The organism is Vibrio sinaloensis (genome assembly GCF_000808535.1).
In the GTDB taxonomy this organism is placed as follows: Bacteria; Pseudomonadota; Gammaproteobacteria; order Enterobacterales; family Vibrionaceae; genus Vibrio; species Vibrio sinaloensis_D.
Map to the genome: position 1 here is coordinate 24,123 of NZ_JWLV01000005.1, position 21,843 is coordinate 45,965.

Sequence of the window (21,843 nt, forward strand, 5' to 3'; positions counted from 1 at the left end):
CGCTGCGATTGAGTTTCAGACTCCTCGCCCCAATGTCATTGGCATAGCAATCAATAATTCAAAAAGCTCGGAGAAAGTAATGGCGACTCATTTTGATTACATCTGTATCGGCGGCGGCTCAGGCGGCATCGCATCAGCAAACCGCGCGGCGATGTACGGCGCGAAAGTAGCCCTAATCGAAGCTCAAGACCTTGGCGGTACCTGTGTCAACGTAGGCTGTGTACCGAAGAAAGTGATGTGGCACGGCGCTCAAATTGCAGATGCAATGAATCTATACGCTGAAGACTACGGCTTCGATATCGATGTAAAAGGCTTCGACTGGAGCAAACTGGTAGAAAGTCGCCAAGCGTATATTGGTCGTATTCACCAATCTTACGACCGCGTACTTGGCAACAACAAAGTCAACGTCATCAAAGGCTTTGCTAAGTTTGTTGATGAGAAAACGGTTGAAGTGAATGGTGAACACTACACCGCTGATCATATCCTGATTGCTGTTGGCGGTCGTCCGACGATTCCGAACATTCCAGGTGCGGAATACGGCATCGACTCTAACGGTTTCTTTGAGCTAAACGAACAACCAAAACGCGTGGCAGTGATCGGCGCAGGTTACATTGCGGTAGAAATCGCTGGTGTACTGAATGCGCTAGGTACTGAAACTCACCTGTTTGTGCGTAAAGAATCTCCACTACGTAGCTTTGACCCAATGATCATTGAAACGCTGGTTGAGGTAATGGACGCAGAAGGTCCTAAGCTGCACACTCATTCGATTCCAAAAGAGATCGTAAAAGAAGCAGATGGTAGCCTGACTCTGCACCTAGAAAACGGCAACACGCAAAACGTTGACCAACTGATCTGGGCAATCGGCCGTCATCCTGCCACTGATGCTATCAACCTTGCATCTACTGGCGTTGAAACCAATGACCGTGGTTACATCAAAGTAAACGAATACCAAGAGACCAACGTCAAAGGCATCTACTGTGTCGGTGACATCATGGAAGGCGGTATCGAGTTGACTCCTGTTGCGGTTAAAGCCGGTCGCCAACTTTCAGAGCGTCTGTTCAACGGCAAAACCAATGCGAAAATGGACTACAACCTAGTGCCAACTGTTGTGTTTAGCCACCCACCAATCGGCACGATTGGTCTAACAACGCAAGAAGCGGAAGAGAAGTACGGCAAAGACAACGTGAAAGTGTACACGTCTGGCTTTACCGCAATGTACACCGCCGTCACTAAGCACCGTCAGCCATGTAAGATGAAGCTGGTTTGTGCGGGCGAAGAAGAAACAGTTGTTGGCCTACACGGCATCGGTTTCACCGTTGATGAAATGATTCAAGGCTTCGGCGTAGCAATGAAGATGGGCGCAACCAAAGCAGACTTCGACTCTGTTGTGGCGATTCACCCAACGGGCTCTGAAGAGTTCGTTACCATGCGCTAAGCAACAAATTAATGTCATAAAGCAGCCTCATGGCTGCTTTTTTATTATGAGATTTATCAAATAAGCCTCAAGTATTCTCAAATTCGATAAATTTAGTAAGAAAGACACCCGGTTTTTCTATAGACTGTGCCGATAAAAATGAAATATAAACTGACGTTCAGTGAAGCTAGATTCAAGTAAAACCGATGTGTATTACTTGCTGTTGGATTTAGATGACCAGCAAAAAAGAGAAGCGCTAGACAAGCTCCAAAAGCACCAACCCGAACTGTATCAACAAGTTGCTCCACTAGTTGCGGCTGAAAGCTCTGATCATCTTGATCAGTTGTTTCAGTTCACTTTTGAGCATAGTGCCTCTTCGCAAGTAGACTATACCGATCAACAAATCGACAAATACCACATTCTCCATGAGCTCGGCCGTGGAGGAATGGGCGTGGTTTACGCTGCCTGTCGTGCTGATAAAGCCTTTGAGCAGAAGCTCGCCATTAAACTCCTGCAATCCGATTTAGCCCAAGTGTTCGACAATCGAGCGCTATTTGGTGAAGCGCAACTGCTGGCGAAGCTCAATCACCCTAATATTGCCAAAGTCTTCGATGGCGGAATCCACAATGGCGAAGTCTACATTGTGATGGAACATGTCGAAGGTACATCGCTCGATACATTTCTTAGTCAACACGCTCTTTCTTTGACACAAAAACTCAACCTGTTTGGTCAAGTATGCAGCGCGCTGGAGTACTCCCATCACCAAGGCATTGTTCACGGCGATATTAAGCCGGAGAACATTCTGGTTGATGAGTATCAGCACATCAAACTGATTGATTTCAATCTCACTCAGAAAGCGAATGTCTCATTGGGTTACTCTGAGTGTTTAACCGCATTTAGCAAAGCGTTCGCTAGCCCAGAGCAACAGCAAGGCAAACCGGTGACCGCCAGCAGCGACATCTATGCACTCGGCAAACTACTGATGTGGCTATGCCCTCATCAAGCCCGTTTTTCTGACCTAGGCATGATTCAGCAGCGCGCAACAGAACACCATAGCGCCAAGCGTTTTGGGTCTGTGACAACGCTCAAGCAAGACATCGAAGCCCTGCTTGAGAAAAGACCTATCTCACTCAAACGTCACGTGCCGTTTTATCGCAGCTTGCGCTTGTTTCAACGCAACCCTGTGATCAGTTCTTTGTGCCTATTGCTGATCGGTTTAGGCGGCTACTTCTCGTCTTCTCTTGCGTATAAAAATCAGCAACTGGAACACGAAAAACGCATCGCTGAGAACATGATCTTTGAGGTTTCCAGCATGATGTTTCATTCCAAAAGCCAAGCCGCGCAACAAATGCCGCTCCCGTCGTTTCTGGACCTAACGCGTCGCCGGATTCTAGCCAATCCCGACATGCCCAAACACATCAAGCAAAAGTTGCTTCTCGTGATGATGACGCCAATCGAAGAGAAAGCGGCGTCGCCTTCCTCAACAGACAAGGACAAAGTCAAATAAAATGCGCACCTCAACACTTTTAACCAGCGTATTGCTAATGAGTGTGTCAGCGATGAGCCTTGCCCAATCTGACAACATTCAAACAGGGTTCTTTATCGATGCGCCTGTGACGGGCTTGCACTACCAAACTAGCTCGCAGCTCTCTGGACACACCGAGAAAGGCGCGTTCCAGTATCGCCCCGGTGATGTGATCAGTTTCTATCTTGGTGACAACAACCGCCGTTACTTGCTCTCTACCGTGTCGGCTCAAGAAGTCATAACACCGACATCCATATCAACCAAGCCCAGTCGCAGTATCAATATCACCCGACTGCTGCTCTCGTTAGACAGCACGCCGGAGAATCGTAAAGAGATTCTGCTGCTTGATTCGCAGCTCAGCAATCGTGAGTTTCAAGACAACCTAAGAACACTAGATTTAAACCAGTTGGTAGAGGCCGACTTACAACGGCTCACCCAATCACAGCCCGCGTCTGTCAGCGACGCTGTCGAGCACCTCAACGAGAGCAATGTCTACATTCGTGACCATTTTCAGTCAGAGGAGATTGTGTTTGAGCCACTTAACCTCGAACTGCAAAACGTTATCGTCAAACAGCGTGACGGTAATGGCCGCTTATGTGCCTATGATGTGAGACTCAAAAACCACCCTCACTATCGCCCGCCGATTGGCAGCTTAACCTATCGCATCACCGCCGACTCGGTGATCGAATACCCGAGCCTTGGTGACCACTTCAATGGCTGTCAGCTTCAGCCAAGTGAACGCAAGCACACGATCACTACCCCCATCGAACACTATCCTGATGACTTTGGCACCTTCCATTGCGCGAACCGGGGCTGTACTCGCAATGACCTGAATGGCTTTGCCATTGATGACTTCAATGACGAAGGGGATTGGAAATACCGCTCGTTGGCAATCAATTTCGACCCGACCACTCAGCTATTGATGGAGAAATCTCAAGGTCTTGGACAAACCGACAAGGTCACTCGACCGAATAAAGGTGAGATGCTGTGGTTTACCTACCCGAAACACCAATATACCCAAATCGACTATCAAGGCGTATGGCAACAAACCACCTACCACAAAGGTGAGCTTCAAGAAACCTGCCTTCTAATCGAACAGAGTCGTATCAAGCAAAGCAAGCTCATTGACGGTCAATGCCCAACACAGGCACGCGACTACGCAGAGGATGTCACTCATGCCTATGGCGATATGTGGTGGGTCTCGCCGGAGTCACCAACCGCATCAATCGAACAGCTCAATTTAATTGTCCGCTGGTATCAACCCAAACAACCAAAGCCTCTTTACACCACGTGGGAATATCTACCCGCTGGAAAATCGTGGGACAAAGGTGTTCTGTATCGCTACCAACAAAATCTCACTCGCAGTGCGCAAGGTGATGAACAGCTAGACACCTACTCCATCTCTGAATTTGTAAAAGTGCAGGAGACCATTTAGTGACGACCAAACATTCACTGACTGAAATCATCCAACTGTGGCAAGCGGGTGACAAACAGGCAGAAAACAAACTCTATCAATTTGCGTATTTGCAGTTGAGGAAAATTGCTCAGCAAGAGCGTGCACGCAGCGCAGAAAAATATGGCGATGAAAACCAAGTGCTCGCTGATAGTGTCAACAGCACTACCGCGTTGATCCATGAAGCCTACTTGAAGATGTCGACCGCCGACCTCAGCGACGTACAATCTCAACGCGAGTTCTACCTGATGGCCGCGAAGATTATGCGTCAGATATTGATCGATAACTCGCGGGCGCATCAAGCACAAAAGCGTCAGCAGCAAGCTGAAGAGCAAGACTGCCAACAGCATAAATTCGAGCAACTGTTTATCCTTGACCGCGCGTTAGACAGTTTCAGCGTCCGCTATCCGAGGCAATCCAATGCGCTCAAGCTCAAATATCTGATGGGACTAAAAAACCAAGAAATTAGCCAACTGCTTGAGTGCAGTAATAGCCTGATAGAAAAGGACCTTAAGTTCTCTCGCAGTTGGCTACAGGCGAGAATGACACTGTCATGAAAAAACGCGTTACCGCCGCGATTGTCACGCTTGGCGCATTCATTGGCTGGTGTGTGTTCCCCCTTCAAGTGAGTACACACACTGCCCCTGACGAAATCAAACCTCGCCGCCAAGTGTTAACCCTAACGCCCACTCCTTCGGCCACGGCAACAGACCAAGTGAAAGGACCACGCGCCGTTGAAGTGGTTAAGCAGCCTAGCCCTAGCGCGGCATCGGAAAGTACGCCACCGGACAAACCAGCGAAAGCGCCACAGGCAGAGCGTCAAGACGAGCAATTGCCACTCGAGGAGTCCGTCGAGCCAACCACTAGCACTCTGATTACTCGCGACACGCAAGTTCACATGGCAAGCCGTGAAAACTCGCCCCCATTTATCGTCGAAGAGGAGTACCAACGGCTTCTCACTCTTATCAATCAATGGCCGCTTACTGTGGGGGAGCCTGCCCAGCTGAAGCTCAATATCAGTAACTTGTTTGATGACCCAGACAACGATCTGCTTGCCACTCGCATCTCCTTGAACCTCGCGGGGATGAATCTGAGCGGAGGTCCGATACTCACCATCAGTGGCACCCCTTCCTCTACGTCCAATCCATCACTGACAATCTCCGCCCGAGAGAGTGCTCAGTTTGAAGAGAACTGGATAAGCGCACGGTTTGCCCTGCCACTGCATGATCGTTTGGCCCATGCTCAACATCCGCTAGAAGGCGATATCCTCTATCGACTTGAAACGACCCATGAGTTGAATGGGCAATTTACCCTCTACGAAGTGGTTTACTGCCAAGCGTTTCAGTTCACTCAGCAAGAGGTCTACTTTGCGGCATCAACCAATAAAACGTCATGCCCGACAGAGTCTCAGCTACAGAAAATTGGCAGTTATTACCTCGACGGAGACAAGCTCATCATGGCTAGCCAACTTTCCAGTCTTGATGCGGACCAAATATGGACACTCAAACATCAGTACTCATCCAACGTATCACCAGAGGTAAGCAACTATTTGGTGGCCGTTGACAATGGTCGCCAATTTGAAAGCTACACAATGCAAAAATCACGCGCAGAAATGGAAAGAAGGATCACAGCGGTAACGGGGCAAAAGCAGTTTCAATTGACCAAATTTGACTACCTACTGCCACTTCCGGATGACCAATACCTGCCCATTGAGGTGGGTAATTATCTTTATGATTACGGCCATCAGGTGGTGGGGCCAAACAGTGAAACCGTCGACTCGGATCTGAATCTCGTCGCACCACAGCACAACCTAAGCTGCGCTCAAATTGCTAAGTGGTATCAAATGGATGTGGTGGGTGGTCTAGGTGAGTATGGTATCGACATCATTTCATCGTCTGACCGCACCATTCCAGACCACAATGTGGAGTGCGTTGAGTTTCAAAGTAATAGTGTGACAGGCCGAATCTCTATCGCCTTTGATGGCGCTTACACGCCGTACGACAAGTTCGCGGAAGGGGAAATATACAGCTATATTCTCAGGCCTTATCCGCAGTACGCTGAACGGTTAGAAGAACTTAAAATCAATATGATTTATCGTTCAACCCCTTAGCTCCCCTTCTGCCAAAAATTGAGTAAATAAACCTAAATTAAATTACGGTTTTTGCTCTGCTTTTCGTGTCTTGAGTTTATTAAGTAGAGATTATAAAAAGTGACTAATTTATCAGCGAACTAAACTTTTGGCTTAGAACTTGGTTCGCTGAGTACAAACAAGCAGCTTAACCAAGCAAGGAACAATTCAGAATGAAAAAGATCAGTTTACTGGCAACATCAGTGGCAATCGCACTTACCGGCTGTGGCGGCGGTTCGGGTGGCAGTGGCGATGATAACGTTGCACGTCAAGGCGTGGTACTTACAGGCTTTGATGGTTACTTTAAAAATGCCGTGGTGTTTATCGATAACAACCAAAATGGCAGCTGGGAGCCAAGCACCGATAGCTTCTTGGGTCTGACAAACAGCAAAGGCCAGTTGGATGTTGGCGAGACCAAGCCTGAAGGCACGTTGGCGATTCAAACCCTGACACCGGGTGGCACAGCGCAAGGTAAACTGATCGCGATTGACTCAGAGAAGTACGCTGGCATTTACACGGTTGATATGGACCTACCAGGCCAACCAATGGAGCATGAACTGGTGTTCCGCGCGCCAAATTCCTCAAACGTGATCTCTCCTATCACCGATCTTGTCGCCATTGAGGTAAGCAAGGGCAAAACCATCGAACAGGCGGAAGCCGCGGTTGCCCAAGCACTTACAGGTGACGCATCGGGTGACATCGACCTCTACTCAGACTACGTGGAAGGGGCGAAAGCTGACTCAAAGCTGCACAAAACTGCGCAAATTCTAACTGAAACAAAAGCCGCAAACCCAAGCACCTACCACGATGCTGCCACAGCAATTGCTAAAGAAGCGGACAAAGCCGTTGAAGCCATCGCACAGAGCAAACCTGAACTGCTTGATGAAGACAGCTTCAAGCCCGTTGTCCCAGTCGATACTGACGGCAACGTCACGGAAATTCCATCAGGTGAGATTGAAAACCCAAGCTATAAAACCACCGTCAACGACGATGTCTACGACGCTGTGCAAGAAGCACTAGATGATGTCGAACTCGAATTAGGCATGCAAGGTGCGAGCAACTATCTTGTTCAATTGGACCTGAAAGGGTTATTTGAAGATAAAGACGTTGAAGAGATCGATCTTGGCTTAATTAAGGTTGATGGCTCCGCACTTACGGGCAGCAATATCAAAGCGGTATATGACTACGACAACAACAAACTCAACATTGGTGTTAGCCCAAGTGACAAGATTACCAAGGCGGGTGAATTTGAAATCATCGTGACGATCGGTAACTCAGACGATACCAATGACACAGCTGCTTACTTCACGTTAGAAGTGGATGAAGGCGATGTCACAAAACCTACCTACTCAGACGACGCTCTAGCAGGCCTTCAGGACGGTGTTGACCTTTGGGAACTGATCGAAGGTAAAGATCTGGGTGAAGGTTACACCGTTGACTTCACCAACCTATTTATTGGCGACAATCTAACCTTAACCTTCTCTTCAAACGCGACAACTAACGGCCTTATCTTCGACAACATGGACGCTGGGAAGATTGGCGTTCAAGGTAAACCTGTTCGCTCTGCAGAAGACGATGACACCGACTACACCATCAAACTGACTGCAACAGACGAGCTTGGCTTGTCGACCACTGTGAAACTCGAGCTACCGGACGTTCAGCAAGCAGCAACACCACCTCCAAGTCCATTACATCCATTGGAAGGTAAAACGTTGTACTTTATCGAAACACCAGAAGGCGACGATGAGGTTCAGCTAAATTACTGTGAAACCTTCTATTTGGAAAACGGTAAAGTCTACTTCGGCAGTGAGTCTTATACTGGCGATGTCACCAAGAGCTGTGCACCTGTGGCGGAAAGCGCAAGCGCAACCTACACCATTGAAGGGGACGTGATCACCATTGTCGAAGACCATTATGATCCGATGACGCTAGAGATTGCGCATACTTCAGCATTGGGTGACAACACGCGCTACATTGTAAACAGTGTCGAGCTAGACACTGGTGATGATGACTACTACTCCGCATTTGAAGCGCTGACGAACAAAGCGGATGCAGAAGGTCGACTAAGTACTCTCTCGACAGGTTCATGGGAAAATACTGCTCAATTAACCACACTCTTCATTAATGGAGATTACGTCGAGCTGTACATCACCCCCCAAATGCGTAACGAAGAAGATGGCGGAAATGACGGGATTGCTGATGCCGATCTATTCATTGATAACCCAAATGGTGATATCACTTGTTCAGATATGCAAAACTCGTTTGATGGCGGCTTCTTTGGTGATCAACGCGCAAGCTTTAATGAAGGCTTCAATTGCTGGACACAAACTGAAGACGGTAAGGAATACGTAAGCTTAGACTTTGACTACAGCAATGAGTTTAGCAACCCAAGTACTTATCGTATCCACCTAATGGGCCTTACTGATCAAGTACCTTCCTTCAATATGAACATTCAGTATGTCGGTGATAGTGCTTACGACTAAATCAAGCGCCTATCAATACTCACTATAAGCCCCGCGACTGCGGGGCTTTTTCGCTCTCACATACATTTGAACTTCTGCCGCCAGCCTTCGTAACAAACACTAGCATTCACACAAAGGAGCTTGTTATGAATTTGCTTATCGAGTCATTTGAAGGCGGTATTTACTTAGCTTACCGAGTTGAGAACCAGCAAAAACACCTAATCAGAGACGAAAAACAGCACCCTCTCAAGTTTCTCAGCTTGGAACAAGTCAGGCACCACTTTCGGGACGACTCATTTTCATCTGCCACTCTAATTCACAACAACGCCTACGATGAAATGTGCGGTGAAGATGATGGTAACTCTCCCCCACTCGAGATTGATTTATGCTGGCACTAAATGTTTGAGGCCACCCCAGTTAAGGTGGCCTTTCTTTATGCTTGGCGTTTGATCGCCCGATTGCGTCGCCGCTTTATGTTGCCTTCTTTGACTAAATGGTCAAACAGCGGAGCAAACAAGTTGGCGAACAGTATCGCGAGCATGATCCCCTCTGGGTAGGCAGGGTTAAGCACACGAATACCAATCGTCATTACACCAATCAACAAGCCATACGCCCACTTACCTTTATTTGTAAACGCAGCCGAGACAGGGTCGGTGGCCATGAAAAAGGCGCCAAATGCTAAGCCGCCTAACACCAGATGCCAATAGAACGGCATTGAGAACATCGGGTTCGTGTCTGAACCAATAAGATTCAAAAGCGTCGATGTGAGTAGCGCACCCAAAAACACACCAGCGACAATCCGCCATGACGCAATACGCATTGCGATCAACGCTAAGCCACTCAAGGCAATCAGCAAGGTTGAGACTTCACCCATCGAGCCCGGCATGTTGCCAATAAACGCGTCGGTCCAAGATATCGCATCACCACTGATGTTATTGATTAAGCCGTCTCCACCTGCCTCATACCACTGGCTGAGCGGCGTAGCGCCCGTGTACCCATCCGCGGCAACCCACACCGCACCACCAGACATGTTTGCTGGGTATGCAAAATAGAGAAAAGCACGACCAGCCAGCGCAGGGTTAAGGAAATTTCGCCCCGTTCCGCCAAATATTTCTTTCGCCACCACAATACCAAAAGTGATCCCAAGCGCTGCTTGCCAGAGCGGAATGGTCGGTGGCAAGGTTAATGAAAACAGGACCGAGCTAACAAAAAAACCTTCATTAATTTCGTGTTTGCGAACAACAGCAAACAGTACTTCCCAAAATGCACCAACAATAAACACCGTCATATAGACGGGTAAGAAATAGCTGGCGCCCAGCCACATTTGCGTCGACCAATGGCTGTCGACCATGGCTTGTGGAGAGCCAAATACCCAGCTCAACCGCCAACTTTGCTCGATTAAGGCAACAAGCTCCGATTGTGAATAGGTGGCAAGTAAGGCACTAACAGCCTGATGACCAGTGTTGTACATCCCCCAAAACATGACAGGAAAGGTCGCCAACCACACCATGATCATAATGCGTTTTAGATCGATACTATCTCGGACATGGGTTTGACCTTTATTCACCGTCCCAGGCGTATAAAAAATGGTCGCGGCGGCCTCATACAAAGGATAGAAACGCTGAAACTTTCCCCCAGCTTCAAAATGCGGCTCCCACCGCTCTAAACGGTCTTTAAGACTCATCACAACTACCTCTCTTTACTTGAGCTGTAGCTTCTTACGTTGTTCGAAACCAATTGGCACAAGTTGAGTGGTAATTTCGTGTATTTTTTAAGCAGAAGAAAAGAAGAGAACAGCTCCGTCACTAAACGGAGCTAGGATAAGGTTAGAGGTTACTTCACGCACATCACATTAAGCAGTGAGCTGCCTTTCAGTTGGTTGACCTTGCCGCTGTAGAATAAACCTGTTTTCTGAGCGCCCCAATAAGGTAAGTGCATTGGCCATTTGTCTTTCGCCATCACACCAGAATCAAGCAATGCTTGCCACTCATCCGCACTCGCTAAACGCATCCCCTGTCGGTAACAGGTTTTGTACGCTCTTTCGTAACTCATACGATTCCAAGGCAAATCGTGTTCCATGTAGAACTGGTCATCGCTGAACATGAGGTAAGGAACTTGATACTCAACCCCATTAATCGTTGTCGCTAAGCGAACCGAAACCTCAGTCTCTAGTTTTTTCTTTGGTGAGGACTTTGCCATATCGACACTCGGAGCGACCACGGCAGGTAACACGGTTGCGGCGCGAGCAACTTCTGGTTTTGGTTTAGGCGTGGCGACTGGTGCCGGCTTACTCGGGGCTTTTTGGGGATTAGATTTAGACTCAGATTTGAGAGGTTTCGCAGGTGCGCCCCTGACAATTTCACGGATAAACGCTTCTTTGTATCCTGGCTCCTTTTGGACTTGCTTAAGCTCCGAGCTGGCCACTGAAAACTGCTTATAAGGGCCAAGTAGGCAACGATAAGTCTTACCTTCTGGTTTCAGCCAGACGTCTTTTGAGATGTGTTTGTAGAGGTTTTTGGCTTTATCAAGCGAGAGTGGCTTACTGTAAACGCCACATTGGATCCAAAACTGGGACGATTGACCTTTAGGTTTCTGCTTTCCCCAAAGCCCTTTGCCGATTGGGCAAGCTTGATCCAACTGAGGCAACTCGGTCGCTGATTCCTGAATGGCATCACAGAGAAATTCTTGCGCATACACAGACGAAGAAAACACCGGCACCGTTAACAGTGCAAAGCTCAACAGTTTCACAAAAGGTCGTTTTGGCTTTACTGCCATCCTCATATCCATACTCTACATTCCAACCTTCTAATTCTGATCCAAGCCTTTGGATAGTGTGACATTATTGACGACTCATCGCTGAGACTAAAAATAATGCAAAAAAAGAGCCGTAACACGTTACGACTCTTAGTTTAGTGAGGTTTTTATATGAAAATCTAAGGGTTAGATCAACCTTTGTAGATTTTCGGGTTAAATACATCACGTAGCCAGTCACCCAGAAGGTTAATCACCAACACTAGCGTCACCAACACAATGCCAGGAAACGCCGTGATCCACCAAGCACCAGAGAAGATGTAGTTAAAACCAATACTGATTAATGCACCCAACGAAGGCTGATCTACCGGCAGACCCAAACCTAGGAAAGAGAGTGCCGCTTCTGACATGATCGCGTTAGCAACCTGTACCGTTGAGATAACCAAGATCGGTGACAGACAGTTTGGTAGGATATGGCGGAACATAATACGCGGCGCTTTAAAGCCCATGACGCGCGCTGCTTCGACATACTCTTTCTTCTTCTCTGCCAACACGGAAGCGCGTATGGTACGGGCGTATTGCGGCCACTCAGCGACACCGATAATCACCACCAGCATCACTACCGCGTATTGGCTGTAAAAGTCACTACCAAAGCTGGCTTTAAAGATGGCTGATACGATAATCGCCACCATCATGGTCGAAAACGACAACTGAACATCGGCAAAACGCATCAAGAAGCTATCAATACGACCGCCAAAGTAACCCGCTGATAAGCCGATAACGATACCTAGAATCAGTTGAAGACCAACGGCAAGAAAACCGATCGTCAACGACAGGCGAGAGCCATACAGAATCGTCGAAAAAATGTCGCGTCCTTGTTCGTCAGTACCCAGCAGGAAGCGTTCATCGCCATCTTCCATCCAAGAAGGAGGAAGCTCCGAGTCCATGATGTCAATCGACGACAAATCATAAGGGTCGGTTGGAGAGATAACCGGCGCAGCCAAGGCCATCACCAAGAACATCATAAACACGGTAAAGCTCGCCATAGCGACTTTATCGCGCTTAAAGTAGTACAAGAAATCCGATTGCTTGAATCGCTCCCAGCGAGAAGGAGCTGCAGCTAATTGAGTCATGATTACGCTCCTTTACCAGTTAGATTAACCGTCGGGTTGATGATGCCGTACAACAAGTCAACTATGGTGTTGGTCACCACGAAAATTAGCCCAACAAAAATGACGTATGCCGTGATAAGCGGAGTATCAACACGGTTGATTGCTTCTAGGAAAAGGAAGCCAGTTCCAGGCCACTGGAAAACGGTTTCAGTCAAAATGGTGTAAGCCACCATGGTACCGATTTGCACGCCACCCACCGTCAACACTGGCAGCATGGTATTTTTCAAAGCGTGTTGGTAATAGATCTTGTTCAGTGCCAGTCCTTTCGCCTTACCAAACTTGATGTACTCAGAGCTGAGCACTTCCAGCATTTCTGAACGGACCAAGCGAATAAACAGTGGCAACATGATGGACGCCAGTGCGATACATGGCAGAACAAGGTGTGCTAATCCATCTAATGTAAAGTAGCCGGACTCCCAACCGAGCACATTCGCGGTCTCGCCACGTCCATAAGACGGCAGCCAGCCAAGCTCAATCGAAAAGACATACATCAGCATGATCGCGGTTAAGAACACCGGGATAGAGATACCGATACTGCTGCCCGCCATCACGATTTTGGTGAAGATACTTTTTGGATGGATGGCCGAGTAGACGCCAAGTGGAATCGAACAGACTATGATGATCAGTGTCGCGCCAAAGACTAACTCGAGTGTCGCAACCAATTTATCAAGAATCACTTCAACCGCTGGGCGTTTGAAGAAGTACGATGTGCCTAAGTCACCTTGTAGGGCATTGCCGACAAAGCGAGTGTATTTTGTAATGAAGGGATCATTCAGACCGAGTTCGTCACGCAGAGCTTGGCGCTCTGACTCTGAAACCGATTGACCAACAAGCTCACGCAGCGGGTCTCCGAGGTTATCCTGAATGGCAAACGCCACTAAACTGATCACAAACATCACTATCAGTGCCTGAAACAGGCGCTTGACCAGAAACGAAAACATTCCTTGCCCCTTTAACTTTCCATAGATTTCAGTCTGCGACTTTCTCTTTCACCGGTTGGTATTACCAAACTCGCCGCGAAATCGGTCGCAACTTTCAGTCTTAAAAATGGCACCTAACCCGACTGAAACAGAGCTAAGCACCAAAAAATGACCAAGCACTCTGCGAGTACTTGGTCTAGTTCACTAGGGTTTACTTAACAACTAGGTCACCGAAGTATGGGAAGTTCATACCGTTGATGATTGGACCAATCTCAACGTTACCTTTCGCTGCCCATGATGGATCTTGCCAATGTAGAGGGACAAACGCCGCTTCATTGTAAAGAATCTCTTCAACTTTCTTCAGTGCTGCACTGCGTTTCTCTAGGTCAGTCATCTTGTTGGTCTCTTCGATCAACTTGTCGACTTCTGCGTTTGAGTAGTGACCACAGTTGTATTGGCCTTTACCCGTTTCAGCATTACGCGTCATCGCTAGGAACTCAGTGAAGTTACCTGAATCTTCTGTATCTGGGTGCCAACCGATCATCAGCATATCCGCCGCACACTTGTCGAACTCAGGCCAGTATTGCGCTTTAGGCATGGTCTTCAAGTCAACCTTGATACCGATCTTAGATAGCATAGCCGCCGATGCTTGAGCGATTTTGTCATCGTTCACGTAACGGTTGTTTGGCGCCATCATCGTTAGCGTGAAACCTTTCTCGTAACCCGCTTCTTTCATTAGCTGCTTCGCTTTCTTCAGATCGTAGCGAGGTTTTAGATCTGGGTTGTGACCAACGAAACCAACTGGGCTTTGCTGACCCGCAGCCGTTGCCGCGCCCTTCATGACTTTCTTAGTGATGCCTTCGTTGTTGATGGCATACACAATCGCCTGACGAACTCGTACATCTTTCAGTGCTGGGTTGCTGTTTTGGTTCATTTGGAACGTAATAACACGCGTACCAGGCATGGTGTACAGATCAACATCTTTTGCTTTTTCAATACGATTGTAGTCGTTTGGTGCAACCGGTGCGATCATGTCTACATCACCAGAAAGTAGCGCTGCAACACGAGTCGCGTCTTCTTTGATTGGTACTAGAGTCAGCTTATCAACGTTACCGCCAGACGCATTGTCCCAGTAATCATCAAAACGCTCGAACGTCACTTTAACGCCCTGTTCACGCTGAGTGATCACAAATGGACCTGTACCAGAAACGTTGGTTGATGCGAACGAGTTACCGTGCTTCACCAACTCTGCTTTGTCTTTGCCATCATCCGTTTTCCCTGAGTAGAACTTGCTATCCATTGGGAATAGGTAAGTCATGACGTTTTCGACAAGTGGGTAAACGCCATCCGTTTTGATCTCTACTTTGTAGTCACCCGCTTTGGTAATTGACTTGATTGGGCCAAAAATACCTTTAAAGTCTGGTGAGTTTTTCAAACGATCGAATGTCCAAACAACGTCGTCAGCCGTCAGCATGTTACCGGAATGGAACTTCACGCCTTGGCGAATGTTGAAGTGCATGGTTTCGCCGTCAATACGCTCCCAAGACTCAGCCAAACGAGGTTCAAATTCCATTTTCTGGTTAAAGCGAATAAGTGGATCAAATACCATGTGAGACATTTGCAGTGTGCCACCAGATAGCTGCTCATGTGGATCCAGTGATACTGGGTCTGCATCATAAGCGACGGTAATATCTGCAGCGGCTGCACCAAAGCTAAGGCCAGCTGCCATTAAAGCCACTACCAGTTTGCTTTTCATGGTTTTCATTGCATAACTCCTTATGCGGGATTTCTATCCCTAGTTGTTGTGTGTGCTTCTGTTTTGTCCGCCTGTATTGAAAGGCGGAAGGGTCACGGCTTAAGCCGTTTTTACTTCTTCTCTTAAGCCAGTAAATTCTGGCATTAAAGAAATCAGTTGCTTGCTGTACTCATGCTGAGGCGAGTTGAACAATTGCTCAGTAGGCGCGACTTCCAGTAGTGTCCCCATTTGCATCACGCCAACACGGTCACACATCTGACGAATGACAGGCAAGTCGTGACTAATGAACAGCATGGTGAGGTTCAACTCATCTTGTAAGTCTTTCAACAGGTTGAGGATTTGCGCTTGTACTGAAACGTCCAAAGCTGACGTTGGCTCATCACAAATCAGCAAACGAGGACGGGTCGCCAAAGCACGAGCAATAGAAATACGCTGTCTTTGACCGCCAGAGAATTCGTGCGGATATTTCACTCCCGCCATCTGGCCCAAGCCGACGTGATCAAGGAGATCATTAACGATCTGTCTGGTTTCCGCCTCACTGTTAGTCAGCTTATGGAAACGAATAGGCTCAGCGATGATATCGAAGATTTTCATTCGCGGGTTCATCGAGGTATACGGGTTTTGGAACACCATCTGCATCTGGCGACGAAGTGGTCGACGCTCTTTCTCAGATGTTAACGACGTCAGATCGATCCCTTCAAACGTCACTTTGCCCGAGTTTGGTTCGTACAAACCGGCGATCACTCGTGCAATGGTCGACTTACCAGAACCCGACTCTCCAACAAGACCAAACGTTTCACCCTCAAAGACTTCAAAACTAACATTGTTCGATGCCTGCACGTATTCACGGCGGCTCTCAAACAACGAGTCTTTGGTGACAAAGCGTAGGTTTACGTTCTCGACATTCAGCAAAGAGCCGGTGTATTCACGGTGATCTTGGCTCTGCCCTAACCAGTGATTTTTAACATCGAGCGGCTCCATCTCGTGTGCTTCTTCGATGTAGCTAACCAGTGGGAAGCGATCTAGCTTCATATCTGAACGCGGCACTGCTGAAATAAGACTGCGAGTATAAGAATGATCTGGGTTGCCGAGCACCTTCGCTGTTGGGCCAAATTCGACTAAATCACCACGGTACATAACCGCCACGCGATCCGTCACATTCGACACTACCCCCATATCGTGGGTTACCAACATACAACCCACATTGTTCTTGATACATAGGTCGCGAATCAGACTCAAAATCTGATCTTGGATGGAAACATCAAGTGCCGTGGTCGGTTCATCAGCGATGATAAGATCAGGCTCGCCAGCCAGTGCAATCGCAATAACCACACGCTGACGCATGCCGCCAGAAAATTGGTGAGGGTATTGTTTTAAACGGTTTTCAGGTTGTGGAATACCCACTTGCTGCATTAAAGAAAGCGCGCGCTTGTAAGCCTCTTCATCCGACACCTTCATATTGGCATGGATGGTTTCTTTCAGTTGTTGTTCGACAGTGAATAGAGGGTTTAGCGAAGTCATCGGGTCTTGGAAAATAAAGCCGATTTTTGAGCCACGGACAGAACGCATTTGTTCTGGTGAAAGACCTGAGATGAGCTCGCCGTCAAGATAGACATCACCACTTGCGATGCGGCCTGGAGGGCTGAGAAGGTCAATCACGGCATTACCGACGGTAGACTTACCCGCGCCAGATTCCCCAACAACACCCACAATTTCACCGCGCTCAATATTGAACGACAGTGACTTAACAGCCGCATGCACACCATGACGTGATGGGTACTCGATGCGAAGATTTTTTACTTCTAAAAGTGACATTAACCAGACCTCTACTGCTTCGGCAGCTTTCTGCCCTGTCTGAAAATTGAATCCATTCGAGTCAGGGAAAATCGGTATGACATCCTGACAATTTATAAGGTCATCAATTTGGCAAAAAATTCACAGAAAAGCAACAAAGGTAGTATAAAAAGTTGAAATCGAACAAAAAACAAGCAGCATAACAAAATAAATATGCACAACAACAAAACGATTCGTTGATCGGACCTGATGGAAAAACGCCTCCAGCCCTCTAAAATACTTACTCAGCGTTATTTATTAAGTTCTTTTCTCATTTCAACCCAAGTTTAAAAAATGAATACTAATTCAAAGAACCCCACTAGACTATGATTAACAAAAATAAAACATAAAACTATAAATAGAGACAAAGTTAGTCAATAAAACCAAATGTAACGAATTATTCCAAATTTAAATAAAGCCATAGCGAACTTGTTTGGTGACAACCACTACCTCCAATCATGTACATCAACGCACGACTAGATCATCGTTAATGCTTAAGTATGAGAAGGTGGTGCGAGGGGTAAACCGATGCTTTTAGCATGGTCAGATAAGGCGATTTAGTTGGACTTGAGCGGACGCAAAAAGCCCTAATCTTTCGTTGCGGCCAGCCAGCCTAGAGCTTCAATAGTGGTCGGTGAAGAGACATATTCTAAACATCAGGCGAACCCCGCTCTGGGTTCGAATCGACTATATTACAAATAGCAAAAAGCCCTAGCATTTCTGCTACGGCTTTTCAAATAGTGATCGGTGAAGAGACATTCCTTGAACATCAGACGAACCCCGCTTTGAGTTCGAATCGACTAAATGCAAATAGAAAAAAGCCCTAGCATTTCTGCTACGGCTTTCCTAATAGTGGCCGGTGAAGAGACATTCCTTGAACATCAGACGAACCCCGCTTTGAGTTCGAATCGACTATATTACAAACAGCAAAAAGCCCTAGTCTTTCGACTAGGGCTTCAATAGTGGTCGGTGAAGAGGGATTCGAACCCCCGACCCTCTGGTCCCAAACCAGATGCGCTACCAAGCTGCGCTATTCACCGACTTGTGTTTTGTTCCAATTTATCGGAACAGGAAACCGAAGTTACCTAAATAATGGGGTGGCTAACGGGACTTGAACCCGCGACAACTGGAATCACAATCCAGGGCTCTACCAACTGAGCTATAGCCACCGCTAACTTTTTGAGTTTACCGCTAAATCAGCGTTAAACGAAATAGTGGTCGGTGAAGAGGGATTCGAACCCCCGACCCTCTGGTCCCAAACCAGATGCGCTACCAAGCTGCGCTATTCACCGACAATGTTTTATCTCAACGTATTGAGAAAGGGAGCTAAGCTACCGAATCTACCTTTATAAGAAAAGGTAAATGGGGTGGCTAACGGGACTTGAACCCGCGACAACTGGAATCACAATCCAGGGCTCTACCAACTGAGCTATAGCCACCACTGATTTTTCACCGATAAACCTTTAGGCGATTGGCACGCCCGAAAGGATTCGAACCTTCGACCTTTGGCTCCGGAGGCCAACGCTCTATCCAACTGAGCTACGGGCGCATGCCCCATCGGCGGAGTGGAATAATACGTATATCACACTAGGGCGTCTAGTACTTTTTCAACTTTTTTTATCGTTTGGCGCCTTTTTCAACAATTAAAGTGTGATAAACCCCTATTTCCCATTAGATAACTGATTACAAGGGGGTAACTTGCTGTTTATTGCAACAAGTTAACAGGATATAATCACCCATTATTTACATTGATTTAACAGCCAATGCTTTTCTTTCTACGAAAAGTTAAACACTGTTGGTCATAATCACACTCTAATAATGGGTAAGCACGAACTTACCTTCAGGAATGTAAAGTGAGTTTAATGGATATGTCTCGAAAAATCTTAACCGCTTTGGTCGCTGCAGTTACTTTTTCTAGCGCCTCTTTCGCAGCTAACGTAAGCCAAGAAGAATACGACGCAATTGCTGAGCGCATTGCACCTGTCGGTGATGTTTACCTTGCGGGTGCAGAACCTGTTAAAGCAGAACCCACTGGCCCACGTGATGGCGCAACGGTCTACGGCACTTTCTGTATTGCGTGTCATGCGTCAGGCGTTAGCGGAGCACCTAAGACAGGTGACGCAGGTGATTGGGCACCACGTATCGCACAGGGCCGCGATGTACTCAACAACCATGCTATCAACGGTTTCAATGCGATGCCGGCCAAGGGTTCATGTATGGATTGTTCAGATGACGAAATCATCGCTGCAATTGATCATATGATTAAAGGTCTTTAAGACTCAAACCTAATATAGAAGAAGGGCTTGGTATTTATACCAAGCCCTTTTTGTTTGTCTTACTTATCGCTAGCTTTTATTAAACATCGCTTTTAGATTCGCAATGTGTGCCTGCCCTTTTGCCATTCGCTCTTCTTGAGTTTGTGGCTTCTTATTCACTTCCCACTCGACATCATCAAATGGTAATTCATCAAGGAAGCGACTTTGGCTTGGCTTAATCAACTCCCCAAACTGGCGGCGTTCTTTACACATGGTGAAAGTTAGCTCACGCTGCGCACGCGTAATACCCACGTACATTAAACGACGCTCTTCTTCAACATTGTCTTCATCAATGCTGGTTTGGTGCGGCAAGATGCCCTCTTCTGAACCAATTAAGTAGACGTAAGGAAACTCCAAACCTTTCGACGCATGCAGTGTCATTAACTGCACCGCATCGCTGTCTTCGTCTTCTTCACCACGTTCCATCATGTCACGTAAAGTTAAGCGCTGAACCACTTCCTTAATGGTTTTCTCTTCTTGGTCATAGTTATCCCCTTCAAGGTCTGCAACGATCCAAGAATACAGGTCAGAAACGTTCTTCATGCGCATCTCTGCCGCTTTCGGACTCGCAGAGGTTTCATACAACCAATCTTCGTAGTTGATATCTCGAACCAAAGAACGCACCGCTTCGACTGTGTCACCGCGCTCTGCTTGATCAGCAATCTTCACTAACCAAGCCGTAAAGCGGCGCAAGTTCTCCAACCCGCGGCCCGACAAAGTTTGCTCAAGCCCCATCTCGAAACTCGCTTCGAATAAACTCTTGCCGCGCATATTGGCGTAGCTACCAAGCTTTTCTAATGTCACTGGGCCAATCTCACGGCGTGGTGTGTTCACAATGCGCAAGAAAGCGTTGTCATCATCTGGGTTCACGAGCACACGCAAGTACGCCATGATGTCTTTGATTTCCGCTCGAGCGAAGAAGGAGGTTCCACCAGAGAGCTTGTACGGCACTCGGTTTTGCATCAGTGATTTTTCAATCAAGCGTGACTGATGGTTGCCACGATACAAAATCGCGTAATCTTTGTAGTCGGTTCGATTGAGGAACTTATGGGCAATCAGTTCCCCCGTTACCCGCTCCGCTTCATGCTCTTCGTTTTTCGCCAACAGAACTTTGAGTTTTTCGCCGTCGGGGATTTCTGAGAACAGTGATTTTTCATACACGTGTGGGTTGTTGGCGATCAAAATATTCGCCGCGCGCAAAATACGACTGGTTGAGCGATAGTTTTGCTCCAACTTGATGAGGCGTAAGTTAGGGTAATCTTGCCCTAACAGCACTAGGTTTTGCGGCTTCGCACCTCGCCATGAATAGATAGATTGATCATCATCGCCTACCACGGTCAGGCGGCCACGTTCGCCGACAATCAATTTCACCAAATCATATTGGCTGGTGTTGGTATCTTGATACTCGTCCACCAGCAAATAGCGAATTCGATTTTGCCAACGCTGACGTACTTCTTCATTGGTTTTCAGCAGCAACACAGGCAGTGAAATTAAGTCATCAAAATCGAGCGCGTTGTACGCTTTCATCTGCTTTTGGTACATCTCGAAGCAGAAAGCAAACAGTTGCTGTTGCTCACCTTTAGCCTGCGCTTTTGCTTGGTCAGGCGTAAGCATGTCATTTTTCCAGTTGGAGATGCAGCTTAACAGTTGGCGCAGGAGATCTTTATCGCCATCCAATTGTTGTTCGGTCAACTCTTTAAGTAGCGCAAGTTGGTCTTGATCATCGAACAGCGAAAAGCCCGATTTTAGCCCGAGCGATTTGTACTCTCGCTTGATGATGTTGAGACCCAAGGTATGAAATGTCGATACCATTAAGCCTTTGGATTCATTCTTACCCAGCGTTTGCCCTACTCGCTCTTTCATCTCGCGAGCCGCTTTGTTGGTAAAGGTGACTGCCGCAATATTTCTCGCCTTGTAGCCACACTGCTGAACCAAGTAGGCAATCTTATTGGTAATCACACGTGTTTTACCTGAACCAGCGCCAGCCAGAACAAGGCATGGTCCTGATACATATTTGACGGCTTCGTCTTGTCTTGGATTCAGCTTCATAAGTGTCTCAAAGGTGAAAAATGTGGCGCATATAATAATGGTGCCATAGAACGATTGCTATGGTT

At 47.4% G+C, this 21,843-nt stretch carries 15 protein-coding genes and 5 tRNA genes; 8 read left to right on the forward strand and 12 right to left on the reverse strand.

The genetic code is table 11. From position 1 onward, the window contains the following. Positions 1-79 precede the first annotated feature (79 nt). The 7 genes from gorA to RJ47_RS04375 all read left to right on the forward strand — a co-directional run bounded on the left by gorA (position 80) and on the right by RJ47_RS04375 (position 9,380). On the forward strand, positions 80-1,435 hold the full coding sequence (gene gorA / locus RJ47_RS04345) for a glutathione-disulfide reductase (protein ID WP_038139790.1): 1,356 nt from the start codon (positions 80-82) through the stop codon (positions 1,433-1,435). A 160-nt stretch (positions 1,436-1,595) separates the two neighbouring features. Further along, positions 1,596-2,921, forward strand: a complete 1,326-nt coding sequence (locus tag RJ47_RS04350; protein WP_038192520.1) for a serine/threonine protein kinase — start codon at positions 1,596-1,598, stop codon at positions 2,919-2,921. A 1-nt stretch (position 2,922) separates the two neighbouring features. Then, positions 2,923-4,374, forward strand: coding sequence for a hypothetical protein (locus RJ47_RS04355; RefSeq protein ID WP_039481838.1), 1,452 nt, complete (start codon positions 2,923-2,925; stop codon positions 4,372-4,374). Then, positions 4,374-4,949 carry an ECF-type sigma factor gene (locus RJ47_RS04360; RefSeq protein ID WP_005475111.1) on the forward strand — a complete coding sequence of 192 codons (576 nt, stop codon included), beginning with the start codon at positions 4,374-4,376 and terminating at the stop codon, positions 4,947-4,949. Before RJ47_RS04355 ends, RJ47_RS04360 begins: the two co-directional genes overlap by 1 nt. Further along, positions 4,946-6,502, forward strand: coding sequence for a hypothetical protein (locus tag RJ47_RS04365; protein ID WP_039481840.1), 1,557 nt, complete (start codon positions 4,946-4,948; stop codon positions 6,500-6,502). The genes RJ47_RS04360 and RJ47_RS04365 overlap by 4 nt, the downstream gene beginning before the upstream one ends. Positions 6,503-6,693: 191 nt before the next feature. Then, on the forward strand, positions 6,694-9,003 hold the full coding sequence (locus RJ47_RS04370; protein WP_039481844.1) for a hypothetical protein: 2,310 nt from the start codon (positions 6,694-6,696) through the stop codon (positions 9,001-9,003). Between the two features lie 104 nt (positions 9,004-9,107). Next, entirely contained in the window at positions 9,108-9,380 is a 273-nt protein-coding gene (locus tag RJ47_RS04375) for a DUF6482 family protein (RefSeq protein ID WP_223300427.1), read from the forward strand. A 35-nt stretch (positions 9,381-9,415) separates the two neighbouring features. On the opposite strand, the gene RJ47_RS04380 is transcribed toward RJ47_RS04375, so the two are convergent. The 11 genes from RJ47_RS04380 to RJ47_RS04430 form a co-directional block, all read right to left on the reverse strand. Further along, positions 9,416-10,666 (reverse strand): NADH:ubiquinone reductase (Na(+)-transporting) subunit B, encoded by a 1,251-nt coding sequence (locus RJ47_RS04380; RefSeq protein ID WP_039481847.1) that lies wholly within the window; start codon positions 10,664-10,666, stop codon positions 9,416-9,418. A gap of 149 nt (positions 10,667-10,815) precedes the next feature. Continuing rightward, complete coding sequence (locus tag RJ47_RS04385) at positions 10,816-11,769, reverse strand: SPOR domain-containing protein (protein WP_072036315.1); 954 nt, start codon at positions 11,767-11,769, stop codon at positions 10,816-10,818. A 158-nt stretch (positions 11,770-11,927) separates the two neighbouring features. Further along, a complete protein-coding gene (locus RJ47_RS04390) occupies positions 11,928-12,866 on the reverse strand; it encodes an ABC transporter permease (RefSeq protein ID WP_005475087.1) in 939 nt (312 codons plus the stop codon). 2 nt (positions 12,867-12,868) lie between these two features. After that, positions 12,869-13,846, reverse strand: a complete 978-nt coding sequence (locus RJ47_RS04395) for an ABC transporter permease (protein WP_005475081.1) — start codon at positions 13,844-13,846, stop codon at positions 12,869-12,871. Positions 13,847-14,036: 190 nt separating this feature from the next. Continuing rightward, on the reverse strand, positions 14,037-15,590 hold the full coding sequence (locus RJ47_RS04400; protein WP_038139800.1) for an ABC transporter substrate-binding protein: 1,554 nt from the start codon (positions 15,588-15,590) through the stop codon (positions 14,037-14,039). Positions 15,591-15,680: 90 nt separating this feature from the next. Further along, positions 15,681-17,396 (reverse strand): dipeptide ABC transporter ATP-binding protein, encoded by a 1,716-nt coding sequence (locus RJ47_RS04405; RefSeq protein ID WP_038139801.1) that lies wholly within the window; start codon positions 17,394-17,396, stop codon positions 15,681-15,683. A gap of 981 nt (positions 17,397-18,377) precedes the next feature. Next, a tRNA-Pro gene (locus RJ47_RS04410) sits at positions 18,378-18,454 on the reverse strand. 53 nt (positions 18,455-18,507) lie between these two features. Further along, positions 18,508-18,583, reverse strand: a tRNA-His gene (locus RJ47_RS04415). Between the two features lie 46 nt (positions 18,584-18,629). After that, positions 18,630-18,706 (reverse strand) — tRNA-Pro (locus RJ47_RS04420). A gap of 71 nt (positions 18,707-18,777) precedes the next feature. Beyond that, positions 18,778-18,853 (reverse strand) — tRNA-His (locus RJ47_RS04425). A 33-nt stretch (positions 18,854-18,886) separates the two neighbouring features. Next, a tRNA-Arg gene (locus RJ47_RS04430) sits at positions 18,887-18,963 on the reverse strand. Positions 18,964-19,276: 313 nt separating this feature from the next. On the opposite strand from RJ47_RS04430, the gene RJ47_RS04435 reads away from it, so the two are divergent. After that, entirely contained in the window at positions 19,277-19,690 is a 414-nt protein-coding gene (locus tag RJ47_RS04435) for a c-type cytochrome (protein WP_005474391.1), read from the forward strand. Positions 19,691-19,759: 69 nt separating this feature from the next. Here the strand turns inward: RJ47_RS04435 and rep are convergent, their stop codons facing one another. Then, a complete protein-coding gene (gene rep, locus RJ47_RS04440) occupies positions 19,760-21,778 on the reverse strand; it encodes a DNA helicase Rep (protein WP_038139802.1) in 2,019 nt (672 codons plus the stop codon). Positions 21,779-21,843 lie beyond the last annotated feature (65 nt).

Coding starts and splice junctions, on each gene's coding strand:
- RJ47_RS04370 (WP_039481844.1), top strand. CDS start 6,694: ATGAAAAAGATCAGTTTACTGGCAACATCAGTGGCAATCGCACTTACC.
- RJ47_RS04390 (WP_005475087.1), bottom strand. CDS start 12,866: ATGACTCAATTAGCTGCAGCTCCTTCTCGCTGGGAGCGATTCAAGCAA.
- RJ47_RS04385 (WP_072036315.1), bottom strand. CDS start 11,769: ATGGATATGAGGATGGCAGTAAAGCCAAAACGACCTTTTGTGAAACTG.
- RJ47_RS04400 (WP_038139800.1), bottom strand. CDS start 15,590: ATGAAAACCATGAAAAGCAAACTGGTAGTGGCTTTAATGGCAGCTGGC.
- rep (WP_038139802.1), bottom strand. CDS start 21,778: ATGAAGCTGAATCCAAGACAAGACGAAGCCGTCAAATATGTATCAGGA.
- RJ47_RS04365 (WP_039481840.1), top strand. CDS start 4,946: ATGAAAAAACGCGTTACCGCCGCGATTGTCACGCTTGGCGCATTCATT.
- RJ47_RS04380 (WP_039481847.1), bottom strand. CDS start 10,666: ATGAGTCTTAAAGACCGTTTAGAGCGGTGGGAGCCGCATTTTGAAGCT.
- gorA (WP_038139790.1), top strand. CDS start 80: ATGGCGACTCATTTTGATTACATCTGTATCGGCGGCGGCTCAGGCGGC.
- RJ47_RS04405 (WP_038139801.1), bottom strand. CDS start 17,396: ATGTCACTTTTAGAAGTAAAAAATCTTCGCATCGAGTACCCATCACGT.
- RJ47_RS04435 (WP_005474391.1), top strand. CDS start 19,277: ATGGATATGTCTCGAAAAATCTTAACCGCTTTGGTCGCTGCAGTTACT.
- RJ47_RS04355 (WP_039481838.1), top strand. CDS start 2,923: ATGCGCACCTCAACACTTTTAACCAGCGTATTGCTAATGAGTGTGTCA.
- RJ47_RS04395 (WP_005475081.1), bottom strand. CDS start 13,846: ATGTTTTCGTTTCTGGTCAAGCGCCTGTTTCAGGCACTGATAGTGATG.